This window comes from Pseudomonas sp. NyZ201 (assembly GCF_049860765.1).
GTDB lineage: Bacteria > Pseudomonadota > Gammaproteobacteria > Pseudomonadales > Pseudomonadaceae > Aquipseudomonas > Aquipseudomonas bharatica.
Window position 1 is genome coordinate 5524145 of the sequence record NZ_CP187557.1, and the last position, 18609, is coordinate 5542753.

Annotated in this window: 19 protein-coding genes and 1 tRNA gene; 11 read left to right on the plus strand and 9 right to left on the minus strand. The window is 64.3% G+C overall.

Features of this window, described 5'->3' with window-relative positions; genetic code table 11:
* The first annotated feature begins 10 nt into the window (after window positions 1-10).
* Entirely contained in the window at window positions 11-586 is a 576-nt protein-coding gene (locus ACPFMA_RS24885) for a TetR/AcrR family transcriptional regulator (RefSeq protein WP_064304788.1), read from the plus strand.
* Window positions 587-733: 147 nt separating this feature from the next.
* Here the strand turns inward: ACPFMA_RS24885 and ACPFMA_RS24890 are convergent, their stop codons facing one another.
* The 3 genes from ACPFMA_RS24890 to ACPFMA_RS24900 form a co-directional block, all read right to left on the minus strand.
* Window positions 734-970 carry a hypothetical protein gene (locus tag ACPFMA_RS24890; protein WP_420057602.1) on the minus strand — a complete coding sequence of 79 codons (237 nt, stop codon included), beginning with the start codon at window positions 968-970 and terminating at the stop codon, window positions 734-736.
* A gap of 349 nt (window positions 971-1319) precedes the next feature.
* Complete coding sequence (locus tag ACPFMA_RS24895; RefSeq protein WP_425928958.1) at window positions 1320-2477, minus strand: MFS transporter; 1158 nt, start codon at window positions 2475-2477, stop codon at window positions 1320-1322.
* Between the two features lie 103 nt (window positions 2478-2580).
* Window positions 2581-2724: a hypothetical protein gene (locus ACPFMA_RS24900; RefSeq protein ID WP_167654068.1), complete on the minus strand. Its 144-nt coding sequence runs from the start codon at window positions 2722-2724 to the stop codon at window positions 2581-2583.
* 289 nt (window positions 2725-3013) lie between these two features.
* On the opposite strand from ACPFMA_RS24900, the gene ACPFMA_RS24905 reads away from it, so the two are divergent.
* Window positions 3014-4111, plus strand: a complete 1098-nt coding sequence (locus ACPFMA_RS24905; RefSeq protein ID WP_425928959.1) for a hypothetical protein — start codon at window positions 3014-3016, stop codon at window positions 4109-4111.
* A 139-nt stretch (window positions 4112-4250) separates the two neighbouring features.
* On the plus strand, window positions 4251-4715 hold the full coding sequence (locus ACPFMA_RS24910; RefSeq protein WP_425928960.1) for a hypothetical protein: 465 nt from the start codon (window positions 4251-4253) through the stop codon (window positions 4713-4715).
* Here ACPFMA_RS24910 and ACPFMA_RS24915 read toward each other — a convergent pair.
* Window positions 4709-6049: a sensor domain-containing diguanylate cyclase gene (locus ACPFMA_RS24915; protein WP_064304793.1), complete on the minus strand. Its 1341-nt coding sequence runs from the start codon at window positions 6047-6049 to the stop codon at window positions 4709-4711. The two genes, ACPFMA_RS24910 and ACPFMA_RS24915, sit on opposite strands and share 7 nt — an antisense overlap.
* On the opposite strand from ACPFMA_RS24915, the gene ACPFMA_RS24920 reads away from it, so the two are divergent.
* From ACPFMA_RS24920 to ACPFMA_RS24930, 3 genes are all read left to right on the plus strand, one after another.
* A complete protein-coding gene (locus ACPFMA_RS24920; protein WP_158467821.1) occupies window positions 6048-6209 on the plus strand; it encodes a hypothetical protein in 162 nt (53 codons plus the stop codon). The genes ACPFMA_RS24915 and ACPFMA_RS24920 overlap by 2 nt on opposite strands.
* A gap of 49 nt (window positions 6210-6258) precedes the next feature.
* Window positions 6259-6335 (plus strand) — tRNA-Met (locus ACPFMA_RS24925).
* 202 nt (window positions 6336-6537) lie between these two features.
* A complete protein-coding gene (locus ACPFMA_RS24930) occupies window positions 6538-8022 on the plus strand; it encodes a methylenetetrahydrofolate reductase C-terminal domain-containing protein (RefSeq protein WP_425928961.1) in 1485 nt (494 codons plus the stop codon).
* Here the strand turns inward: ACPFMA_RS24930 and ACPFMA_RS24935 are convergent.
* Window positions 8019-8627, minus strand: a complete 609-nt coding sequence (locus ACPFMA_RS24935; RefSeq protein WP_420057594.1) for a LysE family translocator — start codon at window positions 8625-8627, stop codon at window positions 8019-8021. The two genes, ACPFMA_RS24930 and ACPFMA_RS24935, sit on opposite strands and share 4 nt — an antisense overlap.
* A 131-nt stretch (window positions 8628-8758) precedes the next feature.
* On the opposite strand from ACPFMA_RS24935, the gene ACPFMA_RS24940 reads away from it, so the two are divergent.
* Entirely contained in the window at window positions 8759-9622 is an 864-nt protein-coding gene (locus tag ACPFMA_RS24940; RefSeq protein ID WP_420057593.1) for a LysR substrate-binding domain-containing protein, read from the plus strand.
* Window positions 9623-9785: 163 nt separating this feature from the next.
* Here the strand turns inward: ACPFMA_RS24940 and ACPFMA_RS24945 are convergent, their stop codons facing one another.
* Window positions 9786-10346 (minus strand): D-Ala-D-Ala carboxypeptidase family metallohydrolase, encoded by a 561-nt coding sequence (locus ACPFMA_RS24945; protein WP_425928962.1) that lies wholly within the window; start codon window positions 10344-10346, stop codon window positions 9786-9788.
* Window positions 10347-10408: 62 nt separating this feature from the next.
* Between ACPFMA_RS24945 and ACPFMA_RS24950 the strand changes: the two genes are divergently transcribed.
* Window positions 10409-11557 carry a hypothetical protein gene (locus ACPFMA_RS24950; RefSeq protein WP_420057591.1) on the plus strand — a complete coding sequence of 383 codons (1149 nt, stop codon included), beginning with the start codon at window positions 10409-10411 and terminating at the stop codon, window positions 11555-11557.
* A gap of 118 nt (window positions 11558-11675) precedes the next feature.
* Here ACPFMA_RS24950 and can read toward each other — a convergent pair whose 3' ends face one another.
* The 3 genes from can to ACPFMA_RS24965 all read right to left on the minus strand — a co-directional run bounded on the left by can (window position 11676) and on the right by ACPFMA_RS24965 (window position 13615).
* Entirely contained in the window at window positions 11676-12314 is a 639-nt protein-coding gene (gene can, locus ACPFMA_RS24955; protein ID WP_064304819.1) for a carbonate dehydratase, read from the minus strand.
* Window positions 12315-12381: 67 nt separating this feature from the next.
* On the minus strand, window positions 12382-12834 hold the full coding sequence (gene rimI, locus ACPFMA_RS24960) for a ribosomal protein S18-alanine N-acetyltransferase (RefSeq protein WP_420057589.1): 453 nt from the start codon (window positions 12832-12834) through the stop codon (window positions 12382-12384).
* Entirely contained in the window at window positions 12827-13615 is a 789-nt protein-coding gene (locus tag ACPFMA_RS24965) for an energy transducer TonB (protein WP_420057587.1), read from the minus strand. The genes rimI and ACPFMA_RS24965 overlap by 8 nt, the downstream gene beginning before the upstream one ends.
* A gap of 176 nt (window positions 13616-13791) precedes the next feature.
* Here ACPFMA_RS24965 and mksB point away from each other — a divergent pair, with 176 nt between their 5' ends.
* The 3 genes from mksB to mksF are packed head-to-tail and all read left to right on the plus strand — an operon-like array spanning window position 13792 to window position 18603.
* Window positions 13792-15081, plus strand: coding sequence for an Mks condensin complex protein MksB (mksB, locus tag ACPFMA_RS24970; RefSeq protein ID WP_279897882.1), 1290 nt, complete (start codon window positions 13792-13794; stop codon window positions 15079-15081).
* Window positions 15071-15775 (plus strand): Mks condensin complex protein MksE, encoded by a 705-nt coding sequence (gene mksE, locus ACPFMA_RS24975; RefSeq protein WP_009398996.1) that lies wholly within the window; start codon window positions 15071-15073, stop codon window positions 15773-15775. The genes mksB and mksE overlap by 11 nt, the downstream gene beginning before the upstream one ends.
* The gene (gene mksF / locus ACPFMA_RS24980) at window positions 15772-18603 is read left to right on the plus strand and encodes an Mks condensin complex protein MksF (protein ID WP_064304823.1); all 2832 of its coding nucleotides are present in this window, start codon (window positions 15772-15774) and stop codon (window positions 18601-18603) included. Before mksE ends, mksF begins: the two co-directional genes overlap by 4 nt.
* The last annotated feature ends 6 nt before the right edge of the window (window positions 18604-18609 follow it).

Consider the following 18609-nt stretch of genomic DNA (forward strand, 5'->3'; position numbering starts at 1 on the left):
GAGTTAGCCAATGGCCCGCCGCACCCGCGCCGAAATGGAAGCAACCCGCGCCACTTTGCTGGCCGTGGCCCGCCAGGTCTTCACTGCAACCGGTTATGCCGACGCTTCGATGGACGACCTCACCGCCCGCGCCGGGCTGACCCGGGGTGCGCTGTATCACCACTTCGGCGACAAGCAGGGCTTGCTGGCGGCAGTGGTGGCGCAGATCGACGGGGAAATGGATGAGCGGCTGAGGGCGATTTCAGAGCGGGCGGATACGCCGTGGGAAGGCTTTCGCGAGAGATGCCGGGCGTACCTGCGGATGGCGCTGGAACCGGAGATCCAGCGCATCGTGCTGCGGGATGCGCGGGCGGTGCTGGGTGGGGTGCCGATGGCCGAGGAACAGCACTGCATCGCCTCGATGCGCGGGCTGATCGAGCGGAGTGCGATTGTCGGAGTAGATGCCGAGGCGTTGGCGCGGATGGTCCATGGCAGCCTGACGGAGGCGGTATTGTGGATTGCTGCCGGGGAGGAGGGTGAAACGCGGTTGGAGCAGGCCGACGCGACGCTGGATCTGCTTCTGGGCAATCTCTCGCCTGGAATATGATTTACAGGATGCACACAGCCCCTGTGGGAGCTGGCTTGCCAGCGATTTGGCCGGCACGTGCACCGATGCTGTCAGGTCCGCCGCTATCGCTGGCAAGCCAGCTCCCACAGGGGCCATGCCAGCCAGCGATTGCGAGGCGGCCTCAACTCAGACAACCACCGCCCGGTGGTTCGCACAGACCTTCAACAACGCCAATCCAATCCTTATCTGCAATACGGCATCGCCAATCAGGGTTTCCTGCTTGAGCGGCGCGTCTTCCGCTGCCTCGTGGGCGTTATCGATGGCTCTGGTCAAATGCTGGCGCGCGAGGTACAGCGCCTCGTCGAGGGATAGTCCTTCGCGAATGCAAAGGTCCGGGGGTGGGTCGGGGACGAGCTTTTTCATGGGCATCTCCTGAAGTCATCGGGGCTGCCATCGGCTCGCTGTCAAACGAGAGGGTGGCAACTGTGCGTGGGTTGACAGACCAGGGACTTCAGGAGAATTAACCCGGCGCACCCGCAGGTGCCCACACGCACAGCCGCCATAACGACCGTTTGCGTCAACTGAAGTATTCCTCGGCCTGTCAAAGCCGGTCGTCACTCTCGCAACGACCGCCGAAGACTAGGCACTGATCTCCAAGAGCGCAACGGACAATCAGGCGCGGAAGTATGCTTGGGAAATTGCCTACACAAAAGACGGAAATGTCCGGTTTTTCGTAGCTGAATACGACACCTTATAAGCGTGCGGGTTAACGTTACTCCACCGCCGAAACCCGCCACACCCTCCGGCTCGCCGACTGCGCAAAGCACACGAACAACGCTGCCATCACCGCCAGTGCCATCGGCAACCCTTCCGGCGCCACGTCCATCGCCGCGCCACTGACCAGCGGCCCGACCAGGCTGCCCACGCCCCATAACAGGCCGACACTGGCATTGGCCGTGACCAGGTCCTGCCCCTTGAATTGCTGCCCGATCAGCACCAGCGCCAGGGTATATACCCCGCCCGCCACCGCCCCGAGCAGCACCAGCGCCGGCCAGAGCAGCCATGGCACCTGGATCAGCCACGGCAGGGCCAGGCCGATCAGCATCGCCAGCACGCCACACACCAGGTGCACCGTGGTTCGCTCGCAGCGGTCGGCGAGCCAGCCGATGGGCAACTGGAACAGCATGTCGCCGGTGAGGATCACCGTGACCATCAGCGCCGCGACGCCGACCGCGTAGGCGTGGTGGGTGGCGTAGACCGGCAGCAGCGAGAGGATCACCGCGTCGAAGAAAGAGAAGAACAGCACGCCCATGCACAGCGCCGGGGCGACGCGGAAGAAGCCGGCCAGGGAGAAACTCTTTTCGCCGTCCTCACCATGTTCGACGTAGTCGTTGGGCACCGTCCAGACGATGCAGGCCAGCGCCAGCGCATAGCCCACCGACACCATCAGCACCAGCCACGGCCCCTCGGCCCCGAGCAGCGAGAGCATGGCCGGGCCGAGCATCTGGCAGCCGGTGAAGGCGGTAGCGTATAGGGCCATGATCTTGCCGCGGTTGTGCTCCTCGCTCAGTTCGTTGACCCAGGATTCACCCAGGATGATCGCCACGCCCATGCCCAGGCCCAGTGCCAGGCGCAGTCCGGCCAACAGGTAGATCGAGGAAAACGCCCACTCGATCAGGCCGACGCTGAGGGCACAGACACTGAAGCTGAGCAGGTAGATAGTGCGCCGGGTCAGGTGCCGGCAACAGGCATCGACGAGAAACGCCGAGAGCATCATGCCGGCAGCCGGCATCGCCGAAAGAATGCCGATCTGCAGGCTGCTGGCACCGGCCTGCAGCAAACGCAGGGACACCAGCGGCAAGGTCGCCCCCAGCGAGAAACCGACCACGGAAACGACGAACAGCACACCCACGAGAAAACGCTTGTTCACAACTCACTCCACCACCGCCGACGCACAGGCTCGATGCCTTGCGCGCGGGCGCACAGACGCTGAAATCGAAAGAAGACGAACGAGCCCGAAAGGCTCGCAGAGGTCAGGCGAAGCGGCGGTGTGGCGAGAAGGTGAAGGCGAACAGCACGCTGCGCCGGCGCTTGAGCACGGTGTCCTGCGGCCAGGCACGGCGAAGGGCCCGGAAAAGGGGCAGCCTGGCAGTGAAAGGACGGACAACGGCGTTCATGTTCGGCAACAGCAAGGACGGAAAAGAGGGTCGGCACTCTAGGCCATGGCTGACATACCCGTCAATCGCCCTCGCCCCACACCGGCAACTTCGGGGGACCTGATATTTCTGCCAGTAGATGGGGTTGGCTTGCGGGCTTAGAAAATTGATCTCAACCCATCTTTACGAGAACTGCTGATGAACGCTCCGCAAACCACCAGAAACCCCGGCGATCTCGATGTCGATTTCGGATTTTCGGGCAGGGCCCCCTTTCCGCCAGCCATGCGTAGCGGCAAATCGAAACTCCTCGGTGACCGCAGAATTCTTAGCGTGCTCCGACACCGTGACCCCGATGATCACCATGGCGCGCCATCTGTGGACCGGCGACCTTGATGTTTCATACGGCCCATCGGGCCTTGTCCACATCCAGCTACCGGAGGGTCCGGCCCCGAACACGGCCAATCTGGTCGAGCTCCTGGTACTGCCCGACGATAGCGCCCTTGTGTATGGCGCATTACGGGCCATGGATAAGGAGAAGTCGTTCGTATTCCGGTTATTACCCAACGGAGAACTGGACAGCGCATTTGGCGTGGACGGGTTCTGCATCCTCGATTTTGGCGACCAAAGCGCCATCATCACCGCGCTGGAGTTGCTGAACGACGGCAAGATCATGGCGTGTGTGATCTCGCACAGAACTACTGCTCCTGCATTTCACGGCAGCTACCTGGTACGCCTGGATAACGGGGTCGTGGACACCACCTTCGGCGATAACGGCATGGGCTACGTCGAGGCCAGCAACCATCCATTGCGTCACCTGGCAGTGTCCGCGGATGGCGGCTACCTGCTGGCCGGCCGCTCCGATGACCTGGGCAAGGCCGAGTTCCGCCAGTATCACGCCGATGGCAGCCCTGATCTCGCCTTTGGGGAAAACGGCCAGGTGCTTTTGCCCCTTCCCCCGGGCCAGGCGGAAATCCTTCAGGTGAAAGTGCAAACGGACGGCAGGATCGTCGGGGTCGGCATGGCCAACGTCGGCTTCGGCAATCACACGCTGACCACCCGATTGAATCCCGATGGCAGTCTGGACGGCACGTTCAACAACGGCGAACCGAAGATCATGGTCTTCCAGGGCCACGAAACGCAGAGTACCGGCGTCGATTTTCTGCCCGACGGCAGGATCGTGACAGCAGGCTACACCACCGACCCGATCGACGTGATTCTGATGCGCATGGAACCCAACGGCATGATGGACATGAGCTTCGGTATCAACGGCCAGGTCATAAGCGATCTGGGTGGACAGGAAACCTGCGAGGGCGTTGAAATCCAGGGCGATGGCAAGATCCTGGCATCCGGTAGACGCATCACCGACTTGCCGTTCAACCACCTGTTCCTTGCCCGGTATCTGGGCTGACGGAGGGAAGTCGCCCGTTATCGATCACTCCGCTTACAGCGCTCGATAACCGTCGGCACCTGACATTTTTGCCAGTAGACGGCCATCACTCCAAGGCTTAAAAAACAGGCTCCGTCCCCCAAGTTCCGCAGGCACGACCATGGCAACCCACTACAACAACCAAGCCGCGTTCGCTTCCGCCGACTCCCTGCCGCTGCCGTCCACCACCTACTGGGAGCAGTCGGTGCTGCTGCCCGACGGCAGGATCCTCATGGCCGGCATCGACCGCGACGCCGGGGCCTTCATGCTGGCTCGCCATCTGAAGAGTGGTGCGCTGGACGAGACCTTCGGCGACGCTGGGATCCAGCGTATCGCTGCTGATGTCGCCCGCGATGTGACCCATTTGTCGTTGGAGCTGGAGGCCGACGGCCGCCTGATGCTCGAAGGCACCCTGGGCGACCGCTTCAGCGCCCGTAACGGCTCTTGCCTGCTGTGGGTGCGTCCAACGACGGCGGCCTGGGTGCGCTTGGGGGTGGACGCCTTCCTGAGCATTTCCCGCTCGCCACTGGCCAGCGAGTTGCTGGTATCTCCCAACGTGGACTGCCCGGTACCGATGACTCAGTGAGGCGCAGCGGGCTCTTCCTGCCCGCCTTGCACCAGCCGGTTGCGTCCGCCCTGCTTGGCCCGGTACAGCGCAAGGTCGGCCACGCGCAACAAGGCGCCGAGGGCGACGCTGTTATCGGGGTGGTCAGGGTCGTGGCTGGCACTGCCGATGCTGAGGGTCACCCGCTGCAGCGGACTCGCCAGATGTTCCAGATGGGCGTCGAAGACCTGCCGACAAAGATCCCGGGCAACGCTGCGAGCGCCATGGACGTCGGTGTCCGGCAGGATCACCGCGAATTCTTCGCCGCCATAGCGGCAGACCTGGTCGCCCGGCCTTTGCAAGGACTGGCCAAGGAGCACGGCGATACGTCGCAGGCATTCGTCTCCAGCCTGGTGCCCATAGTGATCGTTGAACACCTTGAAGTGGTCCACGTCCACCATCAGCAGCGACAGCGGCCGGCCTTCGCGGCGCGCGCGGGCCTTCTCCTGCAATAGGGCTTCGTCGAAGCGACGGCGGTTAGGCAGGCCGGTGAGAAAGTCTTCGCTCGCCAGGGCCTGCAGGCGCGCATTGGCCTCGGCCAGTTGCGCGTTGCTTTGCGCCAGGGCTTCGCGCATCAGGCGTTGCTCGGTGATGTCGCTGAAGGCCAGGGTCATGCCGAGGATCTGCTGGTCCAGGTCCCGGACCGCGCCGATACTCAGCAGGTAGGTGCGCTCGCGCCAGTCCAGCTCGCAGTCGGCAACGGACCGGCCCAGCTCCAGCTCGGCCAGGCACTGCGCCAGATCGAGCTGCGGCATCAGCAGGGGCTGTCCCACCAGTTGCGTCGCATCACCACCGAGCAACTGGCCCAGGGCATGGTTGACATTGACCAGTATCCCTTGCCGGTCCACCAGCCCAAGCGCCACCGAGGCGGCGGCGTACAAGGCTTCGAGCTGTACTTCGCGGCGGTCCAGGGGACCGATGGCCGGTGTCACGTCGCGGTCGATGCCACGATAGCCGATCAAGCTGCCCTGCTCATCGAACAGCGGAACCCCGCTGGTCTCCAGCACTACAAGACGGCCATCGGCACGCAGGTTGCGATTGATCAGGCCGGCGAACGGCCGCTGCTCGGCGACGATGCCGGCGAAGATCGCACCGACCCGCGCCGCCTCTTCGGCCGGCATGAAATCGAAGGGTGTCTTGCCCAGCACCTCGCTCGGCGCGTAACCGAGCATCTGCCGGCTGTGCTCGGAGCAAAAGGTGTAGCGCCCCTGGCTATCGACTTCCCAGAGCCAGTCGGAGTTGTGCGCGATGATTTCCCGCAGACGAAGGACTTCCTGTTCCTCGGGGAGCGGCTCGGGTACGGAAGCGTTGGGCATGGAAGGCGACTTCGACGAACGACCAGGCAATTGCAAAACGCCACGTTACTGGATCGAAGCCCTTGCGGGCAAATCCGGCGTGACCTGGCGGAACTGCCCTGTGCGGGCCGTCTGGCCGGTGAATCCGGCTAAGCGGTTGAATGCGCGTAAAATTTTTTGAAAAAGAGTGTTGACAGATACCCGTTTCGAGCGAATAATGCGCGCCACTTGGCTACATAGCTCAGTTGGTTAGAGCATAGCATTCATAATGCTGGGGTCCGGGGTTCAAGTCCCTGTGTAGCCACCATACCCCGCCAGAGAGTCTCCGGATTCGATGGCAAACGAAGAAGCCCGCCTAGCGCGGGCTTTTTCGTGTCTGTCGTTCGGGCTTTTCCCTGTCAGGGACGCGCCCTGTCTTTTTCACGACATTTTCCTGCGCTCCCGGACAAGGGTCTCTCGATGCACTGGCCCACAATGCACCGTCATGTCCTGACCCCATGGCGCAGCTTATGAATTCGTTGAAACAGGCGCTCCGCGACCGTCAGTTCGTCTGCGTGATGGAGTTCGTCCCCAAGCCACAACGTTTCGCCGCCTTCGAGCAATTGATGCAGCGCGGCCACCTGTGCGGCTGGCCGATGCTCGCCGGGATCGCCGACCGGGTAGGCAGCAACCTCGACCTGTCGCCCCTGGATACCTTCGCCGCCCTCTCCACGCCCGTGCCAGTGATGCCGCATTTTTCCGGCAAGGACCGCGAACGCCAGGACCTGCTGGCACAACTCGAGCGCATGGACCGGCTGGGGCTCGACCAGCTTCTGCTGCTCACCGGCGACCGCCTGCACGGCCATGAACCGGGCCAGCGGCCGGTACGTTACCTGGAGTCGGTGGCAGCCCTCGGCATCGTCCGCCGCGCCCGTCCGGACTGGCTGCTCGGCGCCGCGCTCAATCCGTTCAAGTATTGCGAGGAAGAAGGCGGCGCCCAGTACTTCAAGGCACAGAAAAAACTGGCCGCCGGTGCCGACTTCCTGATCCTGCAACTGGGTTTCGACATGGCCAGGTACCGCGATGCCATGGACTGGATGCAGCGCCAGCCAACGCCGCGCCCGATGCTCGCCTGCATCATGGGCCTGACCCATGGCCGGGCGAAAATGCTCGAGCATGTGGCAGGCGTGACCGTCTCGCCGTCGATGCTGGCACTGGTGGCGGCGGAAGAGGCGGTTTCGAAAGCCCATGCCCAGGCACGCAGTGTCGATCGCCTGGCCTTGCAGATCATCGGCCTGCAACGGATGGGCTATGCCGGGATCAACCTGTCCGGCGTGCATGACATCGCGCAATTGCTGGCGCTCGAACAGGCGCTGGACGCCTGGCGGGAAAAGATCCGCACCGATGAAGAATGGGCCCTGGCCTGGGCCCGAAGCTGGGAAATGCCGGGCGTGCCCGCGGTGACCTTCAATCCGCCGGAGTCGGACTGGAAAGCCGGGGAGTCAAGGGTAAGCGCTACACCGAAGGAAAAGCTGCGGTATCACCTGCTCTCTACGCTCCACTCGACCCTGTTCAACCGCACGACGCTGCTGAGCCGGGCTTTCGCTTGGACGGTGCGCCGGCCCCTGTGGTCTACGCAGGCCGGACAGCGCTGGCTGCACCGCCTCGAACGCGGCGTGAAACGCCCGCTGGTGGGCTGCGACACCTGCGGCAGTTGCCGCCTCGAAGACACGCTCTATATCTGCCCGGAAACCTGCCCCAAGGGTTTGGCCAACGGCCCCTGCGGCGGCACCCGGCTGAACCGCTGCGAGTTCGGCGACCGCGAGTGCATCCACAGCATCAAGTACCGCACGGCAAAGTCGGTGGGGCAGACGACGGTGCTGACGCAGCGGTTGATTCCGTGCGTGGAGATAGAGGGACGGCAGCGTAGCTCGTGGCCGGAGTGGTTTGCGGTTGGCACAGAGCAGGCTGCGTCCGCAATGGCCGCCGACCTGAGCCCCGACCAGCCACGCTAGCGCACACTGGCGAACAGGACGGTCACGCCGAGCCCCAGCAGGGCCATGCCGATCACCCGGTCCACCAGGCGCTGGCGGTCGATCATCAGGCGCCGCAACGAGGTGCTGGAGAAGCACAGTGCGACCAGGCTGAACCAGAGCCAGTGGGCCAGGGACATGAACAGCCCGTAGGCGAATTGCCGGGCCAGCGAGCTGTCCGGCCCGACCACCTGGGTGTAGGCGCTGACCACGAACAGCAGGGTCTTGGGGTTGAGAGCGTTGGTGAGGAACCCCGAGAGGAAAGCGCCTCCGGCCTTGCGCCCACTTTCCCCTTCCAGCGACAGCCGACTGGTGTTGGTCAACGAACTGTAGCCGAGGTAGATCAGGTATCCGGCACCCAGCACCTTCATCACCAGGAACAGCGTCGGCGAATGCTGCACCAGCAGGGAAACGCCGAGCACGGTATAGAGCACATGCACCTGCACGCCACAGGCGATGCCCAGGGCGGCGAACAGTCCGTTGCGTCGCCCGAAGGCGTAGCTGGCGCGGGTGACCATGGCAAAGTCCGGGCCGGGGCTGATAACGGCCAGCACGGTGAATAAAGCGACGGCGATAAGTTCGTTCACGCGGGCTTTCCCTGTTTTCGATAAGCGATGAAATAACGCAGATGGGTTAGGTATTTGCCATTATCGAAAGCCTTACTGGCCTGGAAAAAGCGATTTATAGTGCGACAAATCCGCTAGTTTTCCTCACCGATATGAAACTGCCCGCACTCACCGCCTTGCGCTATTTCGACATGGCCGCCCGCACCGAAAGCTTCGTCCGTGCCGCCGAATTGCTGCACGTCACCCATGGCGCTGTCAGCCGCCAGGTGCGCCTGCTCGAGGCGTCGCTCGGGGTGGAACTGTTCGAGCGGCGCAACCGCGCGATCTTCCTGACAGCCGCCGGGCGCACCTTGCTGGGCACCACCCAATCGATCTTCGAACAACTGGAAGGCACGGTTTCGCGCTTGCAGCAACACTCGCGGGAAAACGTGCTGGTGCTGTCCTGCGAGCCGACCCTGGCGATGAAATGGCTGATCCCGCGGCTGGCGGATTTCCAGGCGCGGCATGCGGATATCCAGGTGCACCTGATGACCGCCGGAGGGCCGGTGGATTTCGTCCGCAGCGGGGTCGATCTGGCGCTGCGGCGGGATGATTTTCAGTGGGAGGACGGCCTGCATGTGCAGAAGATCTGCGATGAGTGGGTCGGGCCGGTGGCCAGCCCCAACCTGGCGTTGCCGGCCAGGGGCTTTGCCGGTCAGCGCCTGCTGCATAGCGCCACGCGGCCGGGGGCCTGGGCGACCTGGCTGCGACTGAACAGGAAGACCGGGCGTGGTACCGAGCGGGCGGATTACGAACATTTCTACCTGTGCATCCAGGCGGCGGTAGCGGGGCTCGGAGTGGCGATGGCATCGCGGTTGATGGTGGGCGATGAACTGGCCAGCGGGCAGTTGGTGGCACCTCATGGGTTTGTACCGGATGGGTCGGCGTATGTGCTGTTGTGCCCGCAAGTGCTGGCGGAGACCGAGAAGGTTCAGCGCTTCACCGAGTGGGTGATGGAGCAGGCCAAGCCTCGCTAGCAAGCACGACGCGTACCCTGTGGGAGCGGGTTTACCCGCGATTGCGGTAGTGAATTCGCTACCGCAATCGCGGGTAAACCCGCTCCCACAGGGTCCTTGTAAATCAAAAAGTTATGTTTTTTCTATGAGAGCTGGCTTGCCACCTCCCACAGGGTTATGTGAGTCAGTTGCAACCGGGTTCCATTCCCCAGGTGCGATAACCGGCGGTATCGATATGGATCCTCCCGGTCGGATACCGCCCCAGCCCCATGTTCCAGGCCTTGCCGTAGTGTTGCCAGAAATGGCACAGCGCCTGTGCATCGCCGCTGTTCGCCAGCAACAGATCCATCGCGAAGGCGCGCATATGGGCACTGCCTGCAGCACCGCCGGCACAGCGGTTGAGCGCAGGATCCCGATACCCGGACACCACCTCGAACGCCCCGAGAACCCGCTCATCCTGCAATAGATCGAGCAAGCGCAAGGTACTGCGTACATCCGCCCACTGCGCCTGCGGCGGCACGGCGAACGGCTGGCCCCGGCATTTGCGCCAGTCACTCGCCGACCTCAGCAACTGATACAGCGGCACCACGCCATACAGCCGCGCATCCACCAGCATCTCGCGAAAGCCGCGGGTGGCGTGATCGCCGGTCCACTGGGCGAACATCCATGGATCCCGCTCGTCCGCACGGACGACGCCAAGCATCAACAGGGTCACCAGCGCCACCGCCCCTCTTCCCACGACCATGGCATGTCCTCCAGTATGGCGAGCCTCCCCTGCGCAGGGAGCCATCTGACAAGGAGTTAAGCATGAAGATCGCACCGATCGCCCTGGGCCTGCTCGCCCTCGGCATTGCCGGACAGTCCGTCGCCGATGCCCGCATCGATTTGGGCGACCAGGCCCGGGTCACCCGGCTGTTCGCCTACCCCAACAATTGCAGCGTGATCTGTTTCCGCGACTGGACGCTGGAACAGACCGTCGAGCACTACCTGAAGCAGAGCGTACAGCGCGACGGCTACCCGGCCGCGACCGTGACGGTCCGCCGTGACAACGACAGGTACTACGCCGATATCGCCGGCGTTCCCGGCGAATACCACAAGCCCCTGGATGCCCTGCTCGATGCCGGCGAACTGGCCTACAACGGTGCGAAAAAACTCAACAGCGATGGCAAGTGGGCGTACGACTGGTACCTGTTCCTGCCCCTGGGCATGGCCCTGGAAAACCGCCGCAGCATCGAGCTGCTGCACTTCCCGCCGGATTATTCGCTGACCCAGGCCCAGGACTACCTGCGCTCCAACACCACCGACCGCTGGGCCAGCCTGCTGACCTTCAACGGCATCCCCGCCGAGCAGACCCCGGCCTACCAGACCATCGTCGATATCGCGCCGATCGCCGCACCGGCCAGCGCGGGCTCGACGCTTGAAGGCACCTACGGCTACTTCCAGGACTACCAGGTGCGCATGGTCAAGGACGTTACCCTGACCTCGAAAGGCCAGTCGCTGCCGATGGTGGCCTTCGGCGCGCCGGTGCGCAGCTGGATCAAGCAGCAGTACGGCGCCGACCTCAAGGTGCTGGGGCTGGCCGTCATCAGCCCGAATGCCGGGCAGAAGGTACCGGTACTGGGCTCCAACCACCCGAGCGCGATCTGGTATGCGGCAGACAAGGACAACAATGGCGGCGACCAGGACAAGGCCGATGCGGCGGGCCTGAAAATGATGGGCCAGGACCTCAGCGCCGCCTGCTGGCAAGCCGGAATGGGACGCAACCCAAGCGCCGACCCGCAACTGACGCTCAACGCCTGCACGCAGAAATGGCAAGTGACGGCGAAGAAGCAGACCTGTGAACTGTTCTATCGGACGATTCGCAACATGACGCCGGAGCAGGCCAGTGCGAAGTGCAATACGGGATCGGTGACGCGGGAACTTCGGGAGCTGCAGAAGCCTGCCGCAGAGATATGAGATAGCTGAGGCGCTGCTGGCCTCATCGCCGGCAACGCCGGCTCCCACAAGGACCGTGTAGAACGCCGAACCTTGTGGGAGCTGGCGTTGCCAGCGATGAGGCCAGCACAGGCAACACTTACTCCTGCGGGCGCAACCGGTACTGCGGCGGCAACTGCTCCAGCCCGCTGATGGTCACGTCCAGGCTTTTCCAGCGACCATCCTGGATGCCATAGATGCAGCCATGCACCGACAGCTCCTGGCCGCGATGCCAGGCATTCTGGACGATGGTGGTATGCCCCACGTTGGCGACCTGCTGGATGACGTTGAGCTCGCACAGGCGGTCTACCCGCGCCTCCTCGGTCGGCAGCTTGCCCAGCTCCACCCGGTGCTCGTAGTACAGGTCGCGGATCGAACGCAGCCAACCGTCGATCAGGCCGAACTGGCGGTCCTGCATCGAGGCGCGCACGCCGCCACAGCCATAGTGACCGGTCACCAGGATATGGCGGACCTTGAGCACATCCACCGCGTACTGGATCACCGACAGGCAGTTCAGGTCGGTGTGCAGCACCACGTTGGCGACATTGCGATGGACGAACAGGTCGCCCGGCAGCATGCCGACGATCTCGTTGGCCGGAACCCGTGCATCCGAGCAGCCGATCCAGAGGAATTCAGGGGTCTGCTGGCGGGCCAGCTTGGCGAAGAAGTCCGGGTCCTTCTGCTTGATGCCGTCGGCCCAGCGCGCGTTGTTGTCGATCAGTTCCTGCAGGTCGTGCATGGTCAGGCCTCATGGATTGATGCGCTGTTGTGACAGGCAGCGACCCGCGCAGGTCTCGCTGCCGTTTTTATTCGATCAGGGTGCAGGCCATCACCAGGGCATCCTCGCGACCGCCCGGGGCCGGGTAGTAATCGCGGCGGCGCCCGACTTCGTTGAAACCGTAGCGCTCGTACAGGCGATAGGCCGACTGGTTGCTGGCACGCACTTCGAGGAAGCATTCGCGGCCATTGAGTTCATAGGCACGCTTCATCAGGTGTTCGAGCAGGCGCAAGCCGAGGCCGCGGCCCTGGCTCTCGGGCTTCACGGTGATATTAAGCAGGTGGGCTTCGTCGATGATTACGTTGATCACACCGTGCCCGACCTGCTGCTCACCTTCGAACATCAGCCAGATTTCATAGCTCTTCAGGCCGTCGAGGAAGATCCCCCGGGTCCACGGGTGGCTGAAGGCGGCGTATTCGATCTTCAGTACGGCATCCAGGTCCGCCTCGGTCATCCGGCGGAAGCTGAGGGTGTCACTCATTGCTCGTTTTCCAGCGCGCCATCAGCCGGCGCATGGCTTTCCAGACGTCCGCCTTGCGCTGCGGCTCGTCCATCAACACTTCAAGGCCGGGCAACGCCCAGGCGGTGCCCAGGCCCTCGACCGGAAACTCCTGGTAATACACAGACTCGTCGCGCTCGCCGGCATGGCGGATAGCGGGCAGGCCGACCAGCCACAGGCAGGCCGCAGGCTCGCGCTCCAGTTGCACCTGGGTGAAACCGTGGACGAAGTCGCGGGCGGCGTCCGGGCCCTGGTCGAGGCTGCCGCGGGCCAGCAGCGGCCAGCGGATCGGCTCGCCAAGGATCTGCGGGCTGTCCGGCAGACCGGCGGCACGCAGCATGTCCTTGAGCAACAGGTAGGAAGGATCGCGGCTCTGGAACGGCTGCCCGGTGGCCAGTTCCACCAGCAGCAGGCAATTGCCGGCGCGCAGCAGTTGCAGGGAAAAACGCGGGGGCGGCGCTGCGACCACCTTGGCCGGGGCCGGTTTCTCTTCCTCGCTTTCCACCGGTTTGCCAACGGCCTTGGCCGTGGCGCCCGGACGCGGAATCTCGATCTTCGGCCGTTCCGCTGGTTTCACCGTCGGCTGCACGGCAGCCGGTGCGGCCTGCTTCGGCATTTCCACCGGCAGCGCTTCCGGCACCGGCTCCAGCGGCAGCAACAGCTCGGGCCGCGACGGCGCGGCGAACGGCAGTTCGGTACGCGGCAGCCAGTGCACCACTTGCATGGCGTTGAGGTAGGCGCGGCGGCGGGACTCGGTCAGCAAGGAAGTTCGGCCATCTGTGGATAAGTCAGGGCGCACATTCTAACGCCGTTGCGCTGGTCGCGCCGCTGTCGATCGCACAAATCCGCCGGACAACCGCCGAATCGATCAAGGGTGAAACCATTGCGGTTCAATGCAGTACAATCCGGCGTTTTATTTGGCAGCGAGTCGACCCGCCAATGATCGAACCCAAACGCGTCCTGCGCGCCCTGGCCGAACACTGGAACCTGCTGGAACCTTTGTCGGAGCGTTTTGACGGCGGCACCCTGAGCCTGGGCGAATTGCGCCAGCAACTGGCCGCCCAGCAGCTGGAAAGCACGCCACAGGACATCACCGCCCTGCTCGACGTGTGGATCCGCCTGGACATCCTGGTTCCGGTGGCGAAAAGCCCCAACCGCTTCGAGCTGAACGCGCAGATCCACGATTTCCTCGCCTACCTGCGCCGCGAGCACCGCCTCGGCCTGTGCCTGGAGATCGAGGCCTACCTGCGCCACCTGGAGCGCCTGGCCGGGCATATCCAGGACGCCTTCGACATTCGCGACGGCCACGACCTGGCGCGCCAGTTGCGCCTGCTCGACATGCGCGTGCGCGATGTGCTGAAGAAGCTCGACAACGACGAACAGGCGCTGGTCGCCGTGGCCGAGCGGGCCAAGACCAGCGACCGGCAGATCCCCCTGCGCCAGCGCTATGCCGAGGTCCTGGCGACCTGGGACGAGTACGTCGAACCGATGATCCAGTTGGTCAACGCCGACGGCGCCTTCGAGCAAGGCGTGCGCAAGGTCGAGACGGTGCTGCTGCGCCTGCTTGGCGAACAGGCCCGGCTCGGTCACCTGGTCGATGACGACATGCTCCTGCGTACCCACGCGCGCATCCTCGAAATGCAGACCAGCGCCCAGCTGACCCTGCGCCACGCCCGCGAGCTGCTCCTGCCCCTGCGTGAAGAAGCGCGTCGGCACAACGCCGTGACCCGCGGCGCCGCGCTGGCCCTGTCGGTGATCCGGCGCAAGGGCATCGACGCCGTGCCGCAGGCTGCCATGCCGCTGTTCACCCGGCCGCAGAGCACCTTCCTCGGCAGCGCCAGCCAGGTCGAGGCCTACGTCTATGCCCTGGCCCGCTTCGAGCCCAAGCCTGCGCGCTTCCCCAAGGCGCACAAGACCCAGAAGGGCGAGCCGCCGCGTGCGCCGCGCACGGTCAAGGAAATGCTCGAGCGCTGCGAGGACGCCCTGCCCTTGCCGGACCTGATGGTCTGGCTGCTGGAGCAGGAGCCGGAAGGCGCCACCGACGAATTGCTGTACTGGTTCTCGCGACTCTCGCGGGAAAAACGCTTCACCCGTGAACGCCTCGACCGCCGCGAATACACCACCCGCGAACACCTGGTCAGCCTGCGCTCCTTCGCCCTGACTTCCAGCCGCGAAACCTCGCCCCAACTTTCGCCCGAACCTGCTGCGAGCCCTGCCCATGCATCTTGATCTTTCCGAACTGTCCCAGCTCGCACCGATCTTCCGCGAGCTGTTCAAGGGCTTCCACATCAGCCGGCGCGACCCCGAGCTGTACGCCCAGCTGTCGAACTTCCAGGACCAGTACCGCGGCCTGTTCAAGGCCCTGGGCTTCGAGCTGGTCTGCGATACCCGCGGCTTCTACTACTTCGTCCCCGAGCAGGCTGCCGCCCAGGTCAACAAGACCGCGCAACGCCTGGCGCTGTTCACCTTCATCCTGGTCGAGCACCTTGCCGACCAGGGCCGCGACCCGATGTCGGTGCTCGACGGCGGCAGCCTCGGCCGCGACGAACTGCCATCGATGCTCGACAAGTACCGCGACCTGTTCCTCCAGGCCGAGGTGCAGACCCCGGACGAGCTGGAGGAAAAGATCATGCGCCGCATGACCCAGCTCGGCTTCGCCTTCGAGGAGAACGGCATCTACCGCTTCCTGCCGCCGATGCACCGCTTCCTCGATGTCTGCCTGTCGGTCCAGCAGGACCGCGACCTGGCCGCCAGCCTGCACAGCAACCTGCCGCTGCCGACCCCGGTGCTGGTGGTCGAGGAAACCCCGGAAGAACTCAACCGTACCGACGACCCGCTGGACCTCGCGCCCTTCGCCGAGGAAAGCGAAGAAGAAGCGCTGGCCCGGGCCATCGCCGAAGAGCAACAGGAGATTGACGCATGAGCCAGGAACGCTACGGCATCCGCCGTTTCGCATTGCTCAACACCGCCGGCTACAGCCTTGGCCTGTTCCCGCTGGAGCATCCGCTGTCGGTCTATGGCGCCAACAACCTGGGCAAGAGTGCCTCGATCAACGCCCTGCAGTTCCCGATCCTGGCGCGCATGTCGGACATGAGCTTCGGCAAGTACAGCCTGGAGCAGTCGCGGCGCTTCTACTTCGCCAGCGACACCAGCTACATCCTCTGCGAAGTCAACCTGCCCCACGGCCCACATGTGATCGGCGTGGTCGGGCGCGGCCCGGGCGGCGGCTTCGGCCACCAGTTCTTCGCCTATGCCGGCGAGCTGGACCTGGGCCACTACCAGAAGAACGACACCTGCCTGCGCCAGAAAGAACTGTTCAGCAACCTCGAGCGCAACGGCCTGAAGGCCTACGAACTCAAGCCTGACGAACTGCGCCGGCTGCTGGTCGGCGGACACACCTCGATCCCGCTGGACCTGACCCTGATCCCGCTGCGCTCCACCAGCGAGCAGAGCCTGAAGACCTTCCGCGCCCTGTTCATCAACCTGCTGCACATGCGCGAGATCACCGCGGCCAAGCTCAAGCAGCTGTTCCTCGATGCCTTCGAGCACAGCCTGCGCTCCGGCAGCGTCGATTACATCGCTGCCTGCGACGAAGCCTTCCGCGACGTACGGCGGATGGAGCAGGACTACAACTCGCTGGTCGCCGCCGGGCCGCTGGTCGAAGCCCTGGCCAACGGCGTGGCCCAGCGCGACATCCTGCGCGGCAAGCTGCATCGCCTGTCGCCGTTGCTCGACTCGCTGCTGGGCACCTGGCAGGACTACTCCAGCGCGCGCAAGGAAGAGCTGGTCATCCAGGCCGAGCACTACCGCAACGAGCAGGACGCCCTGCAGAACGACCAGCGCAACGGTACCCAGGAGCTGATGCGCCTGGAGCGCGAGATCAGCGGTATCCAGCGCTGGCTCGGCGAATTGTCGGTGCTGAAGAACCGTTTCGCCCTGGTCGATGACGTCAAGGTCCTGGAGCAGCAGTTGCTGGCCGCCAAGGACGCCCATGACGAGCTGGCCGGTGCCCTGGCCCAATCCCGCCAGTTCAGCGCCGAGGACCTCGACGAGCGCCTGCGCGAGCTGGAAAAGCGCCTGAAATCGGTGAAGCAGCAACTCGATCACGCCGACAACAACAGCTATGCCCGCCTGCGCGAGGAATTCTCGCAGCAGGACGTCGAGCGCCTGATGCGCCTGTTCAACGGCGCGCTGTTCAGCCTGCCGCTGGGCGAGCGCGGCATCGAGCTGGACGAGAGCGACGTCTGGATCAAGACCCTCGAAGCCCTGCTCGACGGCTTCAAGGGCGAGCGCTTCGAAGCGCCGGGGATCTCCGTCGACCTGTCGCATATCGAGCCGCCGGCCCTGCAGGCCCTGGCCGATCGCGCCGCCCTGCGCGATCAGAAGGAGCGCCTGGAGAAGGAGCTCAAGCAGCTCAAGACCCAACAATCCGTAGCCGCCGACCGCGCCGCCAGCAAGACCCAGACCGAAGCCCTGTACCAGCAGGTGCTGGACGCGCAGAAGGCCCTCGAGGACTTCCGCCGCAGCCAGACCCTGAGCGCCGAGGAAGGCGACAAGCTGGAACAGCTGGCGCAACTGGAAGCTGCCCAGGACGAGCTCAAGCGTTCCAGCGATGCCTTCACCGAGCGCGTCCAGCAGCTCTCCGCCAAGTTGCAGCTGGTGGGCCGGCAGATCGCCGATATGGAAGCCAAGCAGCGCACCCTCGACGACGCCCTGCGCCGCCGCCAGCTGCTGCCGGCGGACCTGCCGTTCGGCACGCCGTTCATGGAGCCGGTGGACGACTCCATGGACAACCTGCTGCCGCTGCTCAATGACTACCAGGACAGTTGGCAGGGCCTGCTGCGCATCGACAACCAGATCGAAGCCCTGTACGCCCAGGTGCGCCTCAAGGGCGTGGCCAAGTTCGACAGCGAAGACGACATGGAGCGCCGCCTGCAACTGTTGATCAACGCCTACGCGCACCGCACCGACGAAGCCCTGACCCTGGGCAAGGCGCGTCGCGCGGCAGTCACCGATATCGCCCGGACCCTGCGCAACATCCGCAGCGACTACGACAGCCTCGAACACCAGCTGGCCCTGTTCAACCGCGAGATCAACCGGCGCCAGGTGTCCAACCTGGAAAGCTTCCGCATCGTCCTCGCGCCGAACAAGGAAGCGCTCAAGCACATCGACCAGATCATCCACAGCGCCGGCCAGTACGAGGAAGGCGAGACCCTGTCGGTATTCGACCTGAGCCAGAGCGCCGAGCAGGACAACAAGAACGAGGAAGCCAAGGAGTACCTGGCCCGCCTCGTTGCGGCGAACCACAACCAGCTGGGCCTGAAGGACCTGTTCGAACTGGCCTTCGAGATCACCAAGGTCAATGGCCAGCCGGTGATCCACACCGATATCGATGGCGCGGCGTCCAACGGCACCACCATGACCATCAAGGCGCTGACCAACATGTACCTGTTGCTGCACCTGATGGACCGCGACCTTGCCGGCCGCGTGCGCCTGCCCTACTACCTCGACGAAGCGGCGGACATCGACGAACGCAACCAGGCCGCATTGCTGGAAACCAGCCTGCAACTGGGCTTCGTACCGATCCTGGCGAGCGTGAAGCCGCAGGTGTCGGCGCGGGTGGCGATCGACCTGGAAGGGGGTAGCGGCCCGAACGGGATCTACATCGACGAGGCGGACTGGAAATACATCAGCCGGCGGGATGTGGAGAAGGCGGTGGTGCGGGAAGAGGCGGAAGAGACTTCAGCCTGAGCGTAC

What these genes read in the sequence shown, in the direction of transcription:
- ACPFMA_RS24890 (WP_420057602.1), bottom strand. Translation starts at nt 970, where the DNA reads ATGAAAAAGCTCGTCCCCGACCCACCCCCGGACCTTTGCATTCGCGAA.
- rimI (WP_420057589.1), bottom strand. Translation starts at nt 12,834, where the DNA reads ATGAGTGACACCCTCAGCTTCCGCCGGATGACCGAGGCGGACCTGGAT.
- ACPFMA_RS24910 (WP_425928960.1), top strand. Translation starts at nt 4,251, where the DNA reads ATGGCAACCCACTACAACAACCAAGCCGCGTTCGCTTCCGCCGACTCC.
- ACPFMA_RS24950 (WP_420057591.1), top strand. Translation starts at nt 10,409, where the DNA reads ATGAAGATCGCACCGATCGCCCTGGGCCTGCTCGCCCTCGGCATTGCC.
- ACPFMA_RS24900 (WP_167654068.1), bottom strand. Translation starts at nt 2,724, where the DNA reads ATGAACGCCGTTGTCCGTCCTTTCACTGCCAGGCTGCCCCTTTTCCGG.
- ACPFMA_RS24885 (WP_064304788.1), top strand. Translation starts at nt 11, where the DNA reads ATGGCCCGCCGCACCCGCGCCGAAATGGAAGCAACCCGCGCCACTTTG.
- ACPFMA_RS24940 (WP_420057593.1), top strand. Translation starts at nt 8,759, where the DNA reads ATGAAACTGCCCGCACTCACCGCCTTGCGCTATTTCGACATGGCCGCC.
- ACPFMA_RS24945 (WP_425928962.1), bottom strand. Translation starts at nt 10,346, where the DNA reads ATGGTCGTGGGAAGAGGGGCGGTGGCGCTGGTGACCCTGTTGATGCTT.
- mksF (WP_064304823.1), top strand. Translation starts at nt 15,772, where the DNA reads ATGAGCCAGGAACGCTACGGCATCCGCCGTTTCGCATTGCTCAACACC.
- mksB (WP_279897882.1), top strand. Translation starts at nt 13,792, where the DNA reads ATGATCGAACCCAAACGCGTCCTGCGCGCCCTGGCCGAACACTGGAAC.
- ACPFMA_RS24915 (WP_064304793.1), bottom strand. Translation starts at nt 6,049, where the DNA reads ATGCCCAACGCTTCCGTACCCGAGCCGCTCCCCGAGGAACAGGAAGTC.
- ACPFMA_RS24930 (WP_425928961.1), top strand. Translation starts at nt 6,538, where the DNA reads ATGAATTCGTTGAAACAGGCGCTCCGCGACCGTCAGTTCGTCTGCGTG.
- can (WP_064304819.1), bottom strand. Translation starts at nt 12,314, where the DNA reads ATGCACGACCTGCAGGAACTGATCGACAACAACGCGCGCTGGGCCGAC.
- ACPFMA_RS24920 (WP_158467821.1), top strand. Translation starts at nt 6,048, where the DNA reads ATGGAAGGCGACTTCGACGAACGACCAGGCAATTGCAAAACGCCACGT.
- mksE (WP_009398996.1), top strand. Translation starts at nt 15,071, where the DNA reads ATGCATCTTGATCTTTCCGAACTGTCCCAGCTCGCACCGATCTTCCGC.